Here is a 17,467-nt window from a genome sequence, read left to right as displayed (position 1 = left end):
GGTGGTGTGGCTGGCAATCCAGGCGGCATCACAAAAATGGACGATGCCGCTGAGGGACTAGCGTATGGCTATGAGCCGCTTTATTATCGAGTTCGGTGATCGTCTGGACGGTCACTACTGAGAAAAGGCATTTACACAGAATCGTGTACAGGGTCGCGTGCCAAACAGATCGTTCAACATCACCAGATCGCCTCCGCCGTGCCCACCCGCCTGGTACACCACCGGCACCTTGTAGGGGGCATCAAACATCGGATAAACCGTGATTTCACACTGATCCAGTGCGCCTTCGTCCTCTTTCTGCCCACCGCCGTTGATATACGATTTCTCAACCAGCTTCATCTCCAACCGCCCTTTACTGCCGTTGAACACCACGTTCAGCCCTTCCCAGGGCAGATAGGCATTGAGCGAGTAAGTCATGATCGCTTTGTTTTTGTAACGCACCATGACGCCCATCACGTCTTCAATGTTGATGCCGTCATCAAACACGCTCTTATCGCGGTAGTAGCCATCCTCATGTTCGGCATCCAGATACAACGCCGTGAGCTGGGCGCTTTCACTCATGTGCAAGGCAAACGGATCGTCCTTGGCCGCCTCGCTGTTATGCGAACGCGCATAGAATTCGGTCACGCCTCGCGCTTCCGCGTTGGCCTTGCCGTAAAAACGCAAATCGCCCTGGGCATAGACCGTTTCCGGTTCGGAGTGCAGCCAGAAATTCACCAGATCGAAATGGTGGGTGGATTTGTGCACCAACAGCCCGCCACTGTTGCGTTTGTCACGGTGCCAGCGACGGAAATAGTCGGCACCGTGCTGCGTATTCAGCAGCCATTCAAAGTGCACCGAGAACACATCGCCTATCACACCGGAAGCGATCAGCTCGCGAATCTTGCTGTGGTGCGGGGCGTAGTGATAGTTGAAGGTGACGCGCAGCTTACGTCCAGTACGGGCGATAGCGTTGATGATGGCCTGACATTTCTCTTCGTCGATAGTCATCGGTTTTTCACTGATCACATCGCAGCCCAATTCCATCGCCCGAATAATATAGTGGTGATGGGTACGATCGATGGAAGTCACGATCACAATGTCGGGTTTGCACTCGGCGATCATGGTCTCAAACTGATCAGCGCTGAAGCACGGCACTGGCGCATATCCCCACTCGCCAATCATTTTATTGGCATACTGCATGCGCGTCTGGTTGGTGTCGCAAAAGGCGACAAAAGTGCTGGTTTGTTGGTAATCCCTGGCGATTGAGGTTAAATAGAGGCCGGCACACCCTCCGGTGCCGACAACGGCATATTTTTTCTTCATTCGTGCCATTCCTTCTTTTCTGACGTTAACGCAATGTATCGTCGCCATTTTTCGAGCACGTTAACCAATATCGCGTGCGCTCATTGACAACGCTCGATGACTCTTTGCTATGCTGGCGCGATGCATGACAACCACAGCGCTGTAACCTGATGAATGTGCTCCCCCCTTTACGCTTGCTGGAGGTCAATACGCCATTGATTTGGCACTGGCCGCATTTTCTCGAGGTAATTGACCTCATTGCGCGTTATCGCTTCAACGGGCTGATCGTGCATCAACAAAATATCCTGGCGTTACTGGCGCGCCCGCCGGCGTACAACAAAAACCCCGGGGTTGAAAATCTGCATCACGAACGCGAAAGTACCTTGAGCTACCTGCAACGGGTGTCACACCACTGCCAGTCGCGTCATATTCAACTGTGGATTCAGGGTGAAGCCTTTCCCGGTGACGCCAAGATCAAGCAAAAATTTCCTGAATTCTTTCTGGATGATGACACCGTCGCTAATAACGCCTCGTTTCTGACGCGTTTTTACAGTGAAACCGTGGACGAGATGCTGGCGGCCCTGCCGGACATCAGCGGACTGATTTTGAGCCTGCAAACCCCGACGTTTCATCCCGAACAGTGGAAACAGAGCATGAAAGTGCTGCACCGCATTTTGCAGCTGCACGGAAAAAAACTGGTGCTGCGTGATTACCTTGATGACAGTTGGCCGCGTCGCCAGTTGCACAACACCCTGAGCAGCCTGCCGGACGATGTGCGCGTCTCGATGAAGGCCACGGCGATGGATTACCGCCCTGGATTTGCCAATAACCCAGAATTGACGTCTTTTCCCGGCAATAAAAAATGGATCGAATTTGATCTGTGGGGCATCGACTACGGCTGGACGCTGTTGCCCTGCATGCTGGTGGACGAAATTCAGGGGCGCTTGAGCTGGGCGCATGCCGTGGCGGGGGATGAGCTGGAAGCCATCAGCGCCCGCATTAGCTGGGAGTGGATCAGCAACAGTTCTCTGCTGGAATCGATCAATGAAATCAACCTGTATGGACTGGCCCAGTTGATCAACCACTCCGAGCGGGGTGAACTTCATGCCGCCGCCCTGTTTCAACGTTGGTTGCAGGACAACCATGCCGTCAATGCTACCGCCGTTGCCAGCAATGCCGCAGGCAAACGACTTGATAGCGTGCAATCGCTGTTTTTCAACAGCTATGACTGGATGTGTAAGACACCATATTTCCTTGGACGCTTGTTGCACCGCCATAGTCAATTACCCCACACCCTGGAACAGGCCATTCCGTTATTACATGCAGAAACCTGAAGCGCCAACTGGACTCACGCTTTTCAACCGCTATTCCCAACGGACGATCGTGGGTTGGGAAGCCATCAACATGAGCTGGTAACCCTTGAACGCCAGCAATCTCATTTCTTTGCCCATCACCTGCGTCAATCCGCGCGTGAAATTCACCATGCCCGACTGTTGCCTGAGCCGCTCTCCGCGCGGCTGGCCGCCAGTTGGGATTGCGCCTGGTGGTATACCGAACTGTGCGACCATGCTAAACAACTGGTTGCCGATGCGCTCTTTACCCTAAGCTACGGTGGTACCGTCGCCGCGCGAGAACAACACTGCAATGACGCCCAGGCATTTGCTGAAAAATTGCATCACTGGCTGGCACAGCATCAGTACGACTATCCACACTTTTTGCCCATGCTGATGGCACCTGAGCGTTTGCATCAACTCGCCGAATCTTGCCGCCACCCCGCATCCGATTGAATGACAGTTGCAGTGAATGGGTGTCAGCATAAGCGTTGCACCGATCAGGTGAAACGCTGTTTTGAAAGGGAAATTCAGCGAGAAGAGAATATGTCACCGAGTTGTGAGAGTTATCGCAAATGCCACGGTTCATAGGTGACTTGCATCACATTTTTATGGCATTAAAACGTGACGTTATTCACTCTTTACGCTGTTTTGCGTGATGACGATCTCAATTTATTTTCATTCGTCCAGTGTGTCGGCAATAATGGCGGCAATAAATGGACATGTGCGTTAAGGGACCTGAATCATGCCACAATGCTTTTTACTGGATACATTATCCACACCGCTCGGGGATTTATTGATTATCGCCGATGAACAACAGCGGTTACGCGCCGTGGAGTGGAAAGAATATGAAGAGGGATTATATCACCTGCTGGCTCGGCGTTATAAAAATGATCCTTTCGAGTTAACAGAAGCGGTCAATCCGGGCGGATTAACACAGGCACTGGCGCGCTATTTTGCCGGGGACTTGCAGGCTATCGATACGCTAGCTGTCGCCAGTCTCGGCACAGCGTTTCAACAGCGGGTATGGCAGGAACTGCGGAAAATTCCCTGTGGCACCACCATTACCTACGGTGAGTTGGCTGCCCGCCTCGGCTCGCCCACGGCATCCCGCGCGGTCGGCATGGCGAACGGCAGCAACCCTGTCAGTATCGTCGTTCCTTGCCACTGCGTTATTGGTGCCAACGGCGCATTGACCGGCTATGCAGGCGGTGTGCAACGTAAAGCATGGCTACTGGCACATGAAGGGGCGATTGCACGTCAGGGTGCGCTATCGTTATGTAATTTATGATATATCGCACATTCATTGAATAATGCGTAAAAAGGTGTGACGGCTATCGTTTTTCTTTTAATGGCACGCTATGTCCCCTATTTATTCGTTTGATATACGAATGACGACACTTACCATCACCGATAAAAGCTGTTAAAATTGACCGATATCAATTATCGACTGAGCAAAGTCTATGATCCCGGAAAAGCGAATTATTCGGCGCATTCAGTCTGGTGGTTGTGCAATCCATTGCCAGGATTGCAGCATCAGCTAGCTGTGCATTCCTTTTACATTAAATGAACACGAGCTCGATCAGCTCGATAATATCATTGAAAGGAAGAAGCCGATCTAAAAGGGACAAGCACTGTTCAAAGCCGGTGATGAACTGAAATCACTCTATGCGATCCGCTCCGGAACCATTAAAAGTTACACCATCACCGAACAGGGTGACGAACAGATTACCGGTTTCCATTTGGCGGGTGATCTGGTCGGTTTCGATGCCATTGGTAGCGCCCAGCATCCCAGCTTTGCGCAGGCATTGGAAACCTCTATGGTGTGTGAAATCCCCTTCGAGACGCTGGACGACCTTTCTGGCAAAATGCCGAATTTGCGCCAGCAGATGATGCGTTTGATGAGCGGCGAAATTCGTAGCGATCAAGACATGATACTGCTGCTGTCGAAAAAGAACGCCGAAGAGCGTCTGGCCGCGTTTATCTACAACCTGTCGCGCCGTTTCGCCCAGCGCGGTTTCTCGCCGCGCGAGTTCCGACTGACCATGACGCGCGGTGATATCGGTAACTACTTAGGGCTTACCGTGGAAACCATCAGCCGTTTGCTCGGCGCTTCCAGAAAGGCGGTATTCTGGCAGTGAAAGGAAAATATATCACCATCGAGAATATCGACGCCCTGTCGGAACTGGCCGGAACTGCACGCGCCAAAGCCTAACCTATTGCCGGGTCATTGTTTTTATTTTATTGATCCGGCTCTCATCACCAGTTGTTAAAAGCAATTCCCATGAGGTACTCTTAATTACCGACTGTAAGATGACAGCTGTTAGGAGGACCTATGGCAACATATCAGAATTTACTGGTAGCTATTGACCCGAATCAGGATGACCAACCTGCGCTGCGACGCGCAGTCTACCTGGTTCAGCGGTTAGGCGGTCGTATCAAGGCGTTCCTGCCGATTTATGATTTCTCTTACGAAATGACCACCTTGCTCTCGCCAGACGAACGCACGGAAATGCGCCAGGGTGTCATTGAACAGCGGAAAGCATGGATTGCAGAACAGTGTGCCTACTACATTGAAGCCGGTATCCCTATCGATATCAAAGTGGTATGGCACAATAAACCCTATGTCGCCATTATTCAGGAAGTGATCTCCCACCAGCACGACTTGGTGTTAAAAATGGCCCACCAGCACGACAGGCTGGAGGCCGTGATTTTTACCCCGCTAGATTGGCAATTGCTGCGTAAATGCCCCTGCCCGATGTGGATGGTGAAAGACCAACCCTGGCCCGAGAATGGCCGTGCTCTGGTCGCTGTTAACCTTGCCAGTGAAGATCCTTATCACGATCCGCTTAACATCAAGCTGGTGTCTGAAACGCTGGCGCTCGCCAAGCAGGTCGATCAAACCGAAGTGCATCTGGTCGGTGCCTATCCGGTTACCCCCATCAATATTGCTATTGAACTGCCGGATTTCGATCCCGGAGTCTATAACGACGCTATTCGTGGCCAGCACTTGATTGCCATGAAATCCTTACGCCAGAAATTTTCGTTAGACGAACGCCTTACGCATGTCGAAAAAGGGCTACCGGAAGAAGTTATCCCCGATCTGGCGGAGCACTTGCAGGCGGGCGTGGTGGTGCTGGGCTCATTGGGTCGCACTGGGCTGTCGGCGGCCTTTATCGGCAACACCGTTGAACACGTTATCGATCACCTTAAATGTGACCTGTTAGCCATCAAACCCAATGATTTTGTATCCCCTGTTACCCTTGATGGCAAAGGTGAGGATACCTAACGCTTAGTGCCTCAAGGTTATAATCTACTTCTCTGGACGAAATCGACCTGACGGCCGATTTCGTTTTTTTATGCGCTAATAACCGTCGCCTGACACGTTGTGCCGTAATCTCACTTATGTTGTCAAACGGTTTAACGCGTTTTCTCGTTTATGCTTGTCTTAGGTAAGAAGAGTTAACACGCTATTGATACAGGAGACCGACCATGGAAGTTCAGCAAATCCTAAACACCATGACGCTGGAGGAAAAGATAGGACAGAAAATCATGCTGGATTTTCGCCTCTGGCAACAGCAGGATATGATCGAGCCCAACAGCATCATCGCAAACCTGCTGCGCGTCCACAACATCGGTGGCGTCATTCTTTTTGCCAACAACTTGAAAAAAAGAACAAATTAAAACACTGACTTCGTGGTATGCCTCACTGGAATCCCTTTCTGGCGTTCGGTTGTTTATCGGGACTGACAATGAGGGCGGGAACGTATTTCGTTTGCTGCGCGATGAGTATGCCCCGTTTTCAGGCAACATGGCACTGGCCGCAGCGGTTACCGGCGGTGGCGATAGCCAACTGGCCTACGCGCAGGGCGCACACATGGGGCACGATCTGCGGTCGTTGAACATCAATACCAACTTTGCCCCGGTGGTCGACGTAAACAGCAATCCGCTCAATCCAGTGATTAATGTGCGCAGTTTTAGCGATGATGTCGCAACCGTCACGACACTGGCAGAAAAAATCTCTGCTGGCATGCAGCAACAAAGTGTGATGACGGCTTATAAACACTTTCCCGGTCATGGTGATACCTCAACCGATTCCCATACGTCTCTGCCACGGGTTGATCGTTCGCGCCACGACGCCTTCGCCATTGATATCGCCCCCTTTGCACACGCCATCGAACATGGGTCTGCACCCGATATGATCATGACTGCTCATATTCAGTACCCCGCGCTGGATAACAGCCATATCACGACCTGCAACGGCGAAAGCATCATTGTGCCGGCGACCATGTCGCGAGAAATACAGAGCAATCTGCTGCGTGAACAACTGCACTATCAGGGCGTCACCATCACCGATGCGTTGGACATGGGCGCGATCGCAGACCACTTTACGCAACAAGACGCGCTGGATGCGGTGTTTAAGGCAGGCGTAGACATCGCACTGATGCCTGTCAGCATAACAACACCGGAGCAGGGCGCAGCGCTGTCAGCCTTGATTGCCCGCGTTGTTGAGAAAGTGAAACAGGGTGACTACAGTGAGGCGGAAATCAACGAATCCGTAGCGCGTATCCTCACATTGAAACAGCGCTATCACCTGCTGGGCAACGCCAGTGCTCCCACGATCGCCCCACCCAACGACGATACCGAAGCCCTGATTGCCGATCGTTCGATCACCGCCGTGATTAATCAACATGCCACGCTACCGCTGCTCGATAAAAACTTACGCTACTTTATCCTGACGCCCTGGATGGAACAGGCCGACGGCATCAAAGTAATGATGGCACAATATGGCTACCCTCACGTTGATGCCGCCAAGGAGTCGCAATTAACCGATGGTGAGATTCGCCAGCGGATAGCGCAATGTGATGTGTTTCTGCTCGGAACCCTCTCTACCCGTTTTACCCCGGTGGAAAAAGACGGTATTGCAACAGGGGAAAACACTCTGCAAAACGATACGGCGCGCTACCTGGACTGGTTACGTTATGCGGGTTCGCTCGCCAAAACACGGGTACATTTGGCACTGCGTGCGCCTTATGACATTGCCCTTATATGCCAATGACGTTGAGGCCGCTGTCGCCAGTTACGCCTATTTTGGCTGTGACAACGGTGTATGGCGTGGGAAATCCATGATAGCGCTGGCGAAAGTGCTGACAGGAAACGCCTCTCCGCAGGGCAAGTTGCCGGTAGTGGTGTGGAAAGACTACGACGCAGAAACCAACACGGGTACGGTCGCTTTTCCGCGTGGTTTTGGTTTGAGCTGGTAAACGGATAATCAATAAAAAAGGGCAGGATTTCCCCTGCCCTTATTAACACGTTCAGGTCATAAACCTGTTACAACGCTTTCAGGATTGCTTCCACGCTTTCTTTGGCATCGCCAAACAGCATTTGGGTGTTTTCCTTGAAGAACAGCGGGTTATGCACCCCGGCATAACCGGTGTTCATAGAACGTTTAAACACAATAACGTTCTGTGCTTTCCACACTTCCAACACGGGCATACCGGCAATCGGACTGCCCGGGTCTTCCTGTGCCGCCAGGTTCACCGTATCGTTAGCACCAATGACCAGCACGGTATCGGTATCGGAGAAATCGTCATTGATCTCGTCCATTTCCAGCACTACGTCATAAGGCACTTTGGCTTCCGCCAGCAGCACGTTCATATGGCCCGGCAAACGCCCGGCAACTGGGTGAATACCGAAACGCACTTTGATGCCACGTGCACGCAATTTGGCTGTGATGTCATGCACCGGATATTGCGCCTGTGCCACCGCCATGCCGTATCCCGGCGTAATGATCACTGAACTGGAGTTTTTCAGCAGTTCCGCTACATCTTCCGCCGAAGCTTCACGGTATTCACCCACTTCGTCGCTGGCACCGGTAGAAGAACCATCGGTACCGAATCCGCCGGCAATGACGCTTAAGAACGAACGGTTCATCGCCTTACACATGATGTAAGAGAGAATCGCACCCGAAGAACCGACCAGCGCACCGGTAACGATCAGCAGGTCGTTGCTGAGCATAAAGCCCGCCGCCGCCGCTGCCCAACCGGAATAGGAGTTCAGCATCGACACCACCACAGGCATGTCAGCACCACCGATGGACGCCACCAGATGCCAACCGAACACCAGTGCAATGGCGGTCATGAACAGCAGCGCAATGCTCTGTCCTGCCACGCTGCCGGTATTCACAAACCACAACAGCAGCAGGAACGACACGACCAGCGCGGCTAGGTTCATCTTATGGCGATGCTGCAGCATCAGTGTCTTGGATGAAATAATGCCGCGCAGTTTACCGAAGGCCACCACGGAACCGGTAAAGGTTACCGCACCGATAAAGATGCCGAGGAATACTTCCGTCAGATGGATATTCACCATCACCGGATCGGTGATTTCACCGTGATCCAGGAAGCTGTTAAACCCAACCAATACCGCAGCCAGACCAACGAAGCTGTGCAGAATGGCAACCAACTCCGGCATTTCAGTCATTTCGACTTTACGCGCCAGGTAGATACCGACAGCACCACCAATCGCCATCGCGGCAATAATCCAGCCAACATTTCCGGCATTCGGCCCGAGAATGGTGGCAATCAGCGCAATCGCCATCCCGGTAACGCCAAAGATATTCCCCTGACGTGATGTTTCATGTTTTGACAGCCCTGCCAGACTGAAAATAAACAAAATAGCGGCAACAATGTATGCAGCTGTAACCAATCCTCCAGACATGTGTTACCCCTTAGTTTTTACGGAACATTTTCAGCATGCGCTGGGTGACGGTGAAACCACCGAATATATTGATGCTGGCGATCAGTACGGCAATGAAGGAGAAGAATGACACCCATCCACCATGACCGATCTGCAACAGCGCCCCCACCACAATAATGCCCGAAATCGCATTGGTAACGGACATCAGCGGCGTATGCAGCGCATGACTCACGTTCCACACCACGTAGTAGCCCACCACGCACGACAACGCAAATACGGTGAAATGCGATAAAAACTCTTTCGGAGACACATTGGCCAGCCAGCCGAACAACAAAATAGCCAGAGCCATAAAAGCGTATTTTTTCCACGGTGAAGCCGGTGCCGCCTCTACTTTTGGCGCAGCAGCGGCCGCCTTGGCCTGTTGCGGTTGGGCAGAAACCTGAATCGGCGGTGCCGGCCAGGTGACATCCCCTTCTTTCACCACGGTAACGCCACGGATCACCACATCATCGAAATCAACGGTGATGGTGCCGTCTTTTTCTTTGCACAACAGTTTCAACAAGTTAACCAGGTTAGTGGCATACAGCTGTGAAGATTGTGTCGGTAAACGACTCGGTAAATCAGTGTAACCGATAATTTTCACACCGTTCTCAGTGACGGTCACCTGATCGGCCACAGTGAGTTCACAGTTGCCACCGGTTTGTGCCGCCAGATCGACAATCACGCTGCCCGGCTTCATGCTCAGCACCATCTCTTTGGTGATAAGGCGCGGTGCCGGTTTGCCGGGGATCAAGGCGGTAGTCACGATAATGTCGACGTCTTTCGCCTGCGCGGCGAACAGTTCCATTTCCGCTTTGATAAAGGCTTCGGACATCACTTTGGCATAGCCGTCGCCGCTGCCCGCTTCCTCTTCAAAATCAAGCTCAAGGAATTCGGCGCCCATGCTCTGCACCTGCTCCTTGACCTCCGGGCGGGTGTCGAACGCACGCACAATCGCACCCAGGCTGCCTGCCGCACCGACAGCGGCCAGTCCGGCAACGCCCGCACCGATCACCATCACTTTAGCTGGCGGTACTTTACCCGCAGCGGTAATCTGACCGGTGAAGAAGCGGCCAAACTCATGGGCGGCTTCCACAATGGCGCGGTAACCGGCGATATTGGCCATGGAGCTCAAGGCATCCAATGATTGCGCACGAGAAATACGCGGCACGGAATCCATTGCCATCACGGTGATCTGACGCTCTGCCAGTTTTTCCAGCAATGCAGGATTCTGAGCAGGCCAAATAAAGCTCACCAGCGTGCTGCCTGCACGCAACAACGCCGTTTCATCCTCTGACGGCGCGTTAACTTTGAAAATGATATCGGATTGCCAGACCTCCGCCGATTCCGCAATCGCTGCGCCCGCAGCGGCATAAGCGGCATCGTCGAAACTGGCCAATTTGCCCGCGTCACGTTCTACTGAGACCTCGAAGCCGAGTTTCAGCAACTGTTCCACCGTTTTCGGCGTTGCTGCGACACGCGCTTCATTGGCCAACCGTTCTTTTGGTATACCAATACGCATACTGATTCCCTATCGCTTATTTATACGAAGTTTTTATTGTCACCCCACCTGATAACTCGATTGCCCGGCAATGCTTGCGCAACGTTCTGTTATCAACAATCACAAGGCAATGACATATAACCTACTGAAAATGTGATCGATGATCCATATATAAAATCACTTTCCTGAAAATGCTTAGCAAACTTCGGCGAATGGCTCGAATTCAGGAGAAAAGCCGCCGCTATCTACCTCGTTTTTATCATTATCTTCCAAAACGTATTTAGCGGTAATTCACAAAACTCGCTTGTTACAAGGTTGTTATTACTGACAATCCTTATAAATCTCACTTATCGCATGCAAATTATCATTAATCGGCATTATTCCCTTTTTTGTGCCGCAAATGCTTTACCCCCTGACGATACGCAGTCGCCAAACAAAATGCTGAGGCGAACGCGCTGATTACGTGCCATAATCGGCACCACGTTGTGTCATCTGGTGATGACGTTTTATGTCGCAACCTTCCATGCGTCAGGCGAAAGGATTTTTTATGAAGCTGAAGACCCGCGTTATCGCGTCTACCCCCCTCTCTCTCGCGGCTTTTTCTGCCCATGCGGCACAGGAATTGACACCAGAGCAGGCTGCTGCGGTAAAACCGTTCGATCGAATTTCTTTTAGTGGCCATTTTTGACGCGGTGGCTGAAGCGTCAAAACGTGCCGCCGACAAAGGTGCCAAGTACTACCACATTACCAAGCAGTGGTTTAATAAAGGCAGCAATATGACCATCAGTGCGGATCTGTATAAATAACCGCGTTGGAATTCTTTTGCTGAAGTGCGGATTCCCATCCCAAAAGTCACTTTCCCCCTCGTCATCCCCGGCGAAAGCCGGGGATCTCTGTGAGAATAGATGCGTTTCTTCTGCACGAGATTCCCGCTTTCGCGGGAATGACTATGGTGGGCGGGAGTCTGCTTTTAGAGCGGATAATTAAACGCGAATAATCAGTTGTTGGTATCCAGTTCCGGGAACTGTTTGACCAGATCATCAATCGCTTTAATTTGCTGCAAGAACGGTTCCAGCTTATTCAGCGGCAATGCAGACGGACCGTCGCATTTCGCGTTGGCCGGATCCGGATGCGCTTCAATAAACAACCCAGCCAACCCAACCGCCATGCCTGCACGTGCCAGTTCAGTGACCTGACCACGACGACCACCGGAGGCCGCACCGAAAGGATCGCGACATTGCAACGCGTGAGTCACGTCAAAAATCACCGGGCAGCCGCCAGACACCTGCTTCATGACGTTGAAACCCAACATATCCACAACCAGGTTGTCATAACCAAAGTTGCTGCCACGATCGCACAAAATAACCTGCTCGTTGCCACCTTCCTTGAACTTGTCAACGATATTGCCGATTTGTCCTGGGCTGATAAACTGCGGTTTTTTCACGTTGATCACCGCGCCGGTTTTCGCCATTGCCTCAACCAAATCGGTTTGACGTGCCAAAAACGCCGGTAGCTGGATCACATCCACCACATCGGCGACGATCTGCGCCTGCTGTGCTTCGTGCACATCCGTTATCACCTTCACACCGAAGGTCTGTTTCAGTTCCTGGAAGATCTTCATGCCCTCTTCCAGACCCGGCCCACGATAAGAGTGTATGGAGGAGCGGTTAGCCTTGTCGAAGGAGGCCTTGAACACGTAGGGAATGCCCAGTTTTTGCGTTACGGTGACGTAATGTTCACAAATACGCATGGCGAGATCGCGCGATTCAAGCACATTCATACCGCCAAACAGGACAAAAGGCGCGTTGTTGGCAACAGGAATATCACCAACCTTGACCACTTTGTTCTTCATGCTGTTACCTTATCGGAGTGATTAACATTAAAAAAATGCGTTAGTGCAATACAATATGTTTTTGCTCTATCGAGTGAATTTGCACTTTGATCATTTCACTGACCGGATCTTCAGGGCACTGTTCCACGAAGTAGCTTAAATCAGACACAGCGATGTGGTCGCAGTCCAATTGCGCATAGATCAAGCCGCGATCGCGAATTTCATAAGGGTCTTCCGGATCAAATTGCAGCACGGCTTCGCTGGCCCGCAGCGCAAGTTCCATCTGCTTCTCTTCCATCAGCGCCACTTTTAACGTATCAAGCAATTTGCGCACAATCAGCACGTTTTCCGCTTCGTCCAGATCTTCATCCATCAGTTGCGTAGACGGGCCAATGTTACCTTTAAGCCACACATCCAGCACATGCTCGCTCAGAGTATCGCCATTGAGCGGATTGATGAGCCACATCTCGTTATCCATCCAGTCCGCGCGCAGGATCAACTGTGTCGGGAAAATCACCGGCATCATGGGGAGATCCAAGGCGTGAGCGATATGCAGGAACACAATTCCCAGCGATACCGGCATTCCCTGACGGGATTCAAGCACCTTATCTAACCACAGCGCATCGGATAAACGGTAAACGCCACTGGCACCGCCAAATCCCCAAGTGTGGTAAAAAAGCGTCAACAACATATCCAGTTGTTGATCCTGATCCAGATCACGGGGAATGGCTTTACGCGCTTCATCAACCAACTGTTGCAGTTTCTTGCGTACATTCAGGGCGGAGAAGTCACTTCGCACTCTCTGTGAAACTAAAATAACCCCTTCACTTAACGGCGACTGATTGAATTCAAAATCCGCAATAGAACTCATAGTTATTCCATCAGAAATGCGAGTTTAGTGATTGCTGCCTGTGCAATCAGAAAGAAACACACCAAGGCAAGGATAAACGCCACCCAACGCAGACTCAGGCTGCGTTGGCGTCGACCCAGCGCGATGTGTCCCAGTAAAATGTAAATGATAACGCCAAACAGCTTCGCCGTCAGCCAGCTTTCTTGCGCAGAGAAAAGGATAAAAGCGATTGATAACGATCAGTGCAATACCGCTCGCTAACAGTAGCGTATCGTTAATGTGCGGCACTACCCTGACCCAGCGCTGTTGCAACGCGGGAGAGTGGCGGCACAGCCAATAAAAACGCGCCACAAACAGGCTAAGCGTTACAACAGCGGTAAGCACGTGCACCGTGAGAACAACGGCGTGGTACGACATCAGGCATCTCCCTCTGCCGCCGGCCACTGCCCCAAAGTCACGCGCTCGTTACCACCATAATCGCGGCAGGTGGCAATCTGATCAAAACCGCGCTGTTGCAGCAACTGTCTCACTGGTTCACCTTGCTGCCAACCGTGCTCTAACAGCAACCAGCCCGTATTTTTCAAATGTTGCGGAGCCTGTTGAATAATCCAACGTAAATCAGCCAGTCCACCTTCGGCGGCCACCAGTGCGCTGAGCGGTTCAAAGCGCACATCCCCTTCACGCAGGTGGGTATCTTCGGCATCGATATAAGGCGGGTTGCTGACAATCACGGAAAAGCGCGTGGGCGCTACGGGTTCAAACCAATTGCCGTGCTGAAATTGCACATTGGACAATTGCAATGTCGCCGCGTTGCGTTGTGCCAATGTCACCGCGTCCGGCTGAACGTCAACCCCGGTCACAGTGCAGTCCGGGCGTTCGCTCGCCAAAGCCAGCGCGATCGCCCCGGTTCCGGTCCCCAAATCCAGCACCGTCGGTGCACTGAACTGCGCCATGCACTGCAACGCCTGTTCCACCAGGCACTCAGTGTCTGGATGTGGAATCAGCGTTACCGGGGAGACAGCCAGTGGCAGAGACCAAAATTCACGTTCGCCTGTCAAATAAGCCACTGGCTCGCCGTTGATGCGACGGGTCAGCAGCACCGACAGGCGCTGAAGCTGCGCGTCATCAAGCAAGGTTTCGCCAAACGCCAGCAAAAACGTGCGCCCTTTGCCCGTGACGTGTTCCAGCAGAATTTCCGCGTCACGCTTCGGGCTTTCACTGTGGATCAGCTGCTGTAGCGCCGTTGCCACCCAGGTGCGGTAATCCATTATTCCTGCTCGGACAGCGCAGCCAACTGATCGGCCTGATACTCTTGCACCACGGGCTGGATCAGCATATCCATCTTGCCTTCCATCGCTTCATCCAGTCGGTAAAGCGTCAGGTTAATGCGGTGATCGGTCACGCGCCCCTGCGGGAAGTTATACGTGCGGATGCGATCGGAACGGTCTCCGCTGCCCAACAGGTTACGACGCGTCGATGCTTCTTCCTGCTGACGTTTTTGCACTTCTGCTGCGCGGATTCTCGCAACCAGCACCGACATGGCCTTCGCCTTGTTTTTGTGTTGGGAACGCTCATCCTGACATTCGACCACAATCCCGGTCGGTAAGTGGGTGATACGAATGGCTGAGTCAGTGGTGTTAACGTGCTGACCACCGGCACCGGAAGAACGGAAGGTATCAATACGTAAATCCGCCGGATTGATATCAGGGGTTTCCGCTTCGGGCACCTCGGGCATTACCGCAACCGTACAGGCTGAGGTGTGAATCCGCCCCTGCGATTCTGTGGCAGGCACACGCTGCACGCGATGGCCGCCCGACTCAAATTTCAACTGACCATAAACACCATCGCCACTCACTTTGGCGATCACCTCTTTATAACCGCCATGCTCACCGTCGCTGGCACTCATGATTTCCACTCGCCAGCGACGTGATTCAGCATAACGGCTGTACATGCGAAACAGATCGCCCGCAAACAGCGCGGCTTCATCACCGCCGGTGCCTGCACGCACTTCAAGGAAGCAACCGCGCTCATCGTCCGGATCTTTCGGTAATAACAGCACTTGAAGCTGCTGCTCCAGCGCTTCGCCGTCAATCTTCAGCTGTTTTAATTCTTCTTGCGCCATATCGCGCATTTCCGCGTCGTCCAGCATCAATTCTGCGGTTTCACTGTCTTCTTGCACCTGCTGCCAGCGTTGAAAACAGCGCGTGATGTCTGCCAACTCGGCATATTCGCGAGATAACGCCCGAAAGCGCTCCATATCGGAGATAACGCTCGGTTCACCCAGCAGGGCTTGTACTTCCTCGTGACGTTCTTGTAACGCTTCCAGTTTGGCAACAATAGAAGGCTTCATGCGCGCGGTTAATTCCTGTCAACTAAGAATGGAGGGGTGCTAGTCCAGCCCGAGGCTGTCGCGTAAAATGTGTAATCGGTTCAGATCGCCATCGCGGGCAGCCTGCTGCAACGCGGCGGTAGGCGCATGAATGAGGCGGTTAGTGAGACGCGAGGTTAACGCGTCCAGCACCGCTTCCACGTCATTGCCTTGCTGAATGGCCGTAAGCGCTTTCGCCGTCATTTCCGCGCGAATCGCATCTGCCTGTGAACGGTATTCTCGAATGGTTTCCACCGCAGATTGCGCACGCAACCAGGCCATAAAATCGGCAGATTCTTGCTGCACGATGGATTCAGCCTGCACCGCTGCGGCCTGACGTTGCGCCATGTTGTGCTGAATGATGGCATGCAAATCGTCCACGCTATACAGATAAACGTTGGGTAACTTACCCACTTCCGGCTCGATATCGCGCGGCACGGCGATGTCCACCATCAGCATTGGCTGGTTACGTCGCGCTTTCAGCGTCCTTTCCATCATGCCTTTTCCAATAATCGGCAGCGTACTCGCGGTGGAACTGATCACGATATCGGCCTGAGCCAGATAGTCGTCCAGTTCGCCCAGCGTGATCACTTCAGCGCCCACTTCAGCGGCAAGGACTTGCGCGCGTTCGCGGGTGCGATTGGCAATCACCATGCGCTTCACCTGATGTTCGCGTAAATGGCGCGCCACCAGTTCAATAGTTTCTCCCGCACCAACCAGCAGCACGGTAACACCCACCAGTGACTCAAAAATCTGCCGCGCCAACGCACAGGCAGCAAACGCCACCGACACCGCACTGGCGCCGATATCCGTCTCCGTGCGCACCCGTTTTGCCACTGAGAACGAACGCTGGAACAAGCGTTCCAGCTCGCTGGAGAGTGAGTGACCGCGTTGGGATTCGGCAAAGGCTTTTTTAACCTGCCCAAGAATTTGCGGCTCGCCCAGCACCAACGAATCCAATCCGCTGGCAACACGCATCAGGTGGTTAACCGCCGCATTATCCTGATGCCAATAGAGGCTGTTTTTCAGTTCATCAGGGTTCAGGTGGTGGAACTGGCACAGCCAGTCGACCACCTGTTCGCGCTGGTTCTCCCGCTCATCGACACTGAGATACAGCTCAGTACGATTGCAGGTAGACAGCACAACCCCACCCTGCACCAACGGCTGCGCAAGCAGGCTGTGCAAAGCATCGCCCAGCGCATCAGGGGAAAACGCGATACGTTCCCTGAGTGATACTGGAGCGGTTTTGTGGTTGATGCCAAGCGCAAGCAGGGTCATTGGGTCATTCTTGAATAAATGCCGTCAAGAGTAATGCAGACATTAGTATGGTCTTCGAGTAGGGGCATTCTACTTGATGCTGCGCAGCATGAAAAGCGACGCGGCGCGAAGTACCTCTATTGGCGTAGTTGATATTGCGTGCCGCATTCCTTTTTCTCTGGAGCCTGTACATAAATTTGTGTAATTGCCTGATTTTGATATGTTCAATCCAACATCAAAAGCAGGTTACTTTATGGACGAAAAACAGTTGCAGGCTCTGGCTAATGCACTGGCCAAAAATCTCAAA

The 17,467-nt window shown here is 52.5% G+C and carries 15 protein-coding genes and 3 pseudogenes; 9 read left to right on the top strand and 9 right to left on the bottom strand.

Features of this window, described 5'->3' with window-relative positions; genetic code table 11:
- Positions 1 to 114: 114 nt before the first annotated feature.
- A complete protein-coding gene (locus ACTBDZ_RS07495; RefSeq protein ID WP_438814854.1) occupies positions 115 to 1,305 on the bottom strand; it encodes a Gfo/Idh/MocA family protein in 1,191 nt (396 codons plus the stop codon).
- Between the two features lie 149 nt (positions 1,306 to 1,454).
- Between ACTBDZ_RS07495 and ACTBDZ_RS07490 the strand changes: the two genes are divergently transcribed.
- The 8 genes and pseudogenes from ACTBDZ_RS07490 (at position 1,455) to ACTBDZ_RS07455 (ending at position 7,879) form a co-directional block, all read left to right on the top strand.
- Positions 1,455 to 2,618: a hypothetical protein gene (locus ACTBDZ_RS07490; protein ID WP_438814853.1), complete on the top strand. Its 1,164-nt coding sequence runs from the start codon at positions 1,455 to 1,457 to the stop codon at positions 2,616 to 2,618.
- A gap of 54 nt (positions 2,619 to 2,672) precedes the next feature.
- On the top strand, positions 2,673 to 3,071 hold the full coding sequence (locus ACTBDZ_RS07485) for a hypothetical protein (RefSeq protein ID WP_438814852.1): 399 nt from the start codon (positions 2,673 to 2,675) through the stop codon (positions 3,069 to 3,071).
- A gap of 289 nt (positions 3,072 to 3,360) precedes the next feature.
- Positions 3,361 to 3,906 carry a methylated-DNA--[protein]-cysteine S-methyltransferase gene (gene ogt, locus ACTBDZ_RS07480; protein ID WP_438814851.1) on the top strand — a complete coding sequence of 182 codons (546 nt, stop codon included), beginning with the start codon at positions 3,361 to 3,363 and terminating at the stop codon, positions 3,904 to 3,906.
- Positions 3,907 to 4,078: 172 nt separating this feature from the next.
- Positions 4,079 to 4,830, top strand: a pseudogene (locus ACTBDZ_RS07475) (FNR family transcription factor).
- A gap of 120 nt (positions 4,831 to 4,950) precedes the next feature.
- A complete protein-coding gene (gene uspE, locus ACTBDZ_RS07470; protein ID WP_438814850.1) occupies positions 4,951 to 5,904 on the top strand; it encodes a universal stress protein UspE in 954 nt (317 codons plus the stop codon).
- A gap of 203 nt (positions 5,905 to 6,107) precedes the next feature.
- Positions 6,108 to 6,299 carry a hypothetical protein gene (locus ACTBDZ_RS07465; RefSeq protein ID WP_438814849.1) on the top strand — a complete coding sequence of 64 codons (192 nt, stop codon included), beginning with the start codon at positions 6,108 to 6,110 and terminating at the stop codon, positions 6,297 to 6,299.
- Positions 6,300 to 6,348: 49 nt separating this feature from the next.
- Positions 6,349 to 7,674 (top strand): glycoside hydrolase family 3 protein, encoded by a 1,326-nt coding sequence (locus tag ACTBDZ_RS07460; protein ID WP_438814848.1) that lies wholly within the window; start codon positions 6,349 to 6,351, stop codon positions 7,672 to 7,674.
- Complete coding sequence (locus ACTBDZ_RS07455) at positions 7,649 to 7,879, top strand: hypothetical protein (RefSeq protein ID WP_438814847.1); 231 nt, start codon at positions 7,649 to 7,651, stop codon at positions 7,877 to 7,879. Before ACTBDZ_RS07460 ends, ACTBDZ_RS07455 begins: the two co-directional genes overlap by 26 nt.
- A 67-nt stretch (positions 7,880 to 7,946) precedes the next feature.
- On the opposite strand, the gene pntB is transcribed toward ACTBDZ_RS07455, so the two are convergent.
- Positions 7,947 to 9,335, bottom strand: coding sequence for a Re/Si-specific NAD(P)(+) transhydrogenase subunit beta (pntB, locus tag ACTBDZ_RS07450; protein ID WP_438814846.1), 1,389 nt, complete (start codon positions 9,333 to 9,335; stop codon positions 7,947 to 7,949).
- A 10-nt stretch (positions 9,336 to 9,345) separates the two neighbouring features.
- Positions 9,346 to 10,875, bottom strand: a complete 1,530-nt coding sequence (gene pntA / locus ACTBDZ_RS07445; protein WP_438814845.1) for a Re/Si-specific NAD(P)(+) transhydrogenase subunit alpha — start codon at positions 10,873 to 10,875, stop codon at positions 9,346 to 9,348.
- A gap of 595 nt (positions 10,876 to 11,470) precedes the next feature.
- On the opposite strand from pntA, the pseudogene ACTBDZ_RS07440 reads away from it, so the two are divergent.
- Positions 11,471 to 11,660: pseudogene (locus ACTBDZ_RS07440) on the top strand (YdgH/BhsA/McbA-like domain containing protein); the annotation flags it as partial.
- Between the two features lie 191 nt (positions 11,661 to 11,851).
- Here ACTBDZ_RS07440 and kdsA read toward each other — a convergent pair.
- The 6 genes and pseudogenes from kdsA to hemA all read right to left on the bottom strand — a co-directional run bounded on the left by kdsA (position 11,852) and on the right by hemA (position 17,181).
- Positions 11,852 to 12,706 carry a 3-deoxy-8-phosphooctulonate synthase gene (gene kdsA, locus ACTBDZ_RS07435; RefSeq protein ID WP_438814844.1) on the bottom strand — a complete coding sequence of 285 codons (855 nt, stop codon included), beginning with the start codon at positions 12,704 to 12,706 and terminating at the stop codon, positions 11,852 to 11,854.
- 40 nt (positions 12,707 to 12,746) lie between these two features.
- Positions 12,747 to 13,556 carry an invasion regulator SirB1 gene (gene sirB1 / locus ACTBDZ_RS07430; protein WP_438814843.1) on the bottom strand — a complete coding sequence of 270 codons (810 nt, stop codon included), beginning with the start codon at positions 13,554 to 13,556 and terminating at the stop codon, positions 12,747 to 12,749.
- Between the two features lie 2 nt (positions 13,557 to 13,558).
- Positions 13,559 to 13,952 (bottom strand): annotated as a pseudogene (locus ACTBDZ_RS07425) (SirB2 family protein).
- Positions 13,952 to 14,803, bottom strand: coding sequence for a peptide chain release factor N(5)-glutamine methyltransferase (prmC, locus tag ACTBDZ_RS07420; protein WP_438814842.1), 852 nt, complete (start codon positions 14,801 to 14,803; stop codon positions 13,952 to 13,954). The pseudogene ACTBDZ_RS07425 and the gene prmC overlap by 1 nt, the downstream one beginning before the upstream one ends.
- Entirely contained in the window at positions 14,803 to 15,885 is a 1,083-nt protein-coding gene (prfA, locus tag ACTBDZ_RS07415; RefSeq protein ID WP_438814841.1) for a peptide chain release factor 1, read from the bottom strand. The genes prmC and prfA overlap by 1 nt, the downstream gene beginning before the upstream one ends.
- A 39-nt stretch (positions 15,886 to 15,924) precedes the next feature.
- Entirely contained in the window at positions 15,925 to 17,181 is a 1,257-nt protein-coding gene (hemA, locus tag ACTBDZ_RS07410; protein WP_438814840.1) for a glutamyl-tRNA reductase, read from the bottom strand.
- Between the last annotated feature and the right edge of the window lie 286 nt (positions 17,182 to 17,467).

It is taken from the genome of Symbiopectobacterium sp. (assembly GCF_051710365.1).
Lineage (GTDB): Bacteria > Pseudomonadota > Gammaproteobacteria > Enterobacterales > Enterobacteriaceae > Symbiopectobacterium.
The sequence above is the reverse complement of the archived record's forward strand: the minus strand, read 5'-3'. Positions and strand labels throughout refer to the sequence as shown.

Excerpts from the sequence above, each read along its gene's own strand:
- sirB1 (WP_438814843.1), bottom strand. The coding sequence starts at position 13,556 with ATGAGTTCTATTGCGGATTTTGAATTCAATCAGTCGCCGTTAAGTGAA.
- kdsA (WP_438814844.1), bottom strand. The coding sequence starts at position 12,706 with ATGAAGAACAAAGTGGTCAAGGTTGGTGATATTCCTGTTGCCAACAAC.
- pntB (WP_438814846.1), bottom strand. The coding sequence starts at position 9,335 with ATGTCTGGAGGATTGGTTACAGCTGCATACATTGTTGCCGCTATTTTG.
- ACTBDZ_RS07490 (WP_438814853.1), top strand. The coding sequence starts at position 1,455 with ATGAATGTGCTCCCCCCTTTACGCTTGCTGGAGGTCAATACGCCATTG.
- uspE (WP_438814850.1), top strand. The coding sequence starts at position 4,951 with ATGGCAACATATCAGAATTTACTGGTAGCTATTGACCCGAATCAGGAT.
- ACTBDZ_RS07455 (WP_438814847.1), top strand. The coding sequence starts at position 7,649 with ATGACATTGCCCTTATATGCCAATGACGTTGAGGCCGCTGTCGCCAGT.
- prmC (WP_438814842.1), bottom strand. The coding sequence starts at position 14,803 with ATGGATTACCGCACCTGGGTGGCAACGGCGCTACAGCAGCTGATCCAC.
- ACTBDZ_RS07465 (WP_438814849.1), top strand. The coding sequence starts at position 6,108 with ATGGAAGTTCAGCAAATCCTAAACACCATGACGCTGGAGGAAAAGATA.
- hemA (WP_438814840.1), bottom strand. The coding sequence starts at position 17,181 with ATGACCCTGCTTGCGCTTGGCATCAACCACAAAACCGCTCCAGTATCA.
- prfA (WP_438814841.1), bottom strand. The coding sequence starts at position 15,885 with ATGAAGCCTTCTATTGTTGCCAAACTGGAAGCGTTACAAGAACGTCAC.
- pntA (WP_438814845.1), bottom strand. The coding sequence starts at position 10,875 with ATGCGTATTGGTATACCAAAAGAACGGTTGGCCAATGAAGCGCGTGTC.
- ACTBDZ_RS07495 (WP_438814854.1), bottom strand. The coding sequence starts at position 1,305 with ATGAAGAAAAAATATGCCGTTGTCGGCACCGGAGGGTGTGCCGGCCTC.
- ogt (WP_438814851.1), top strand. The coding sequence starts at position 3,361 with ATGCCACAATGCTTTTTACTGGATACATTATCCACACCGCTCGGGGAT.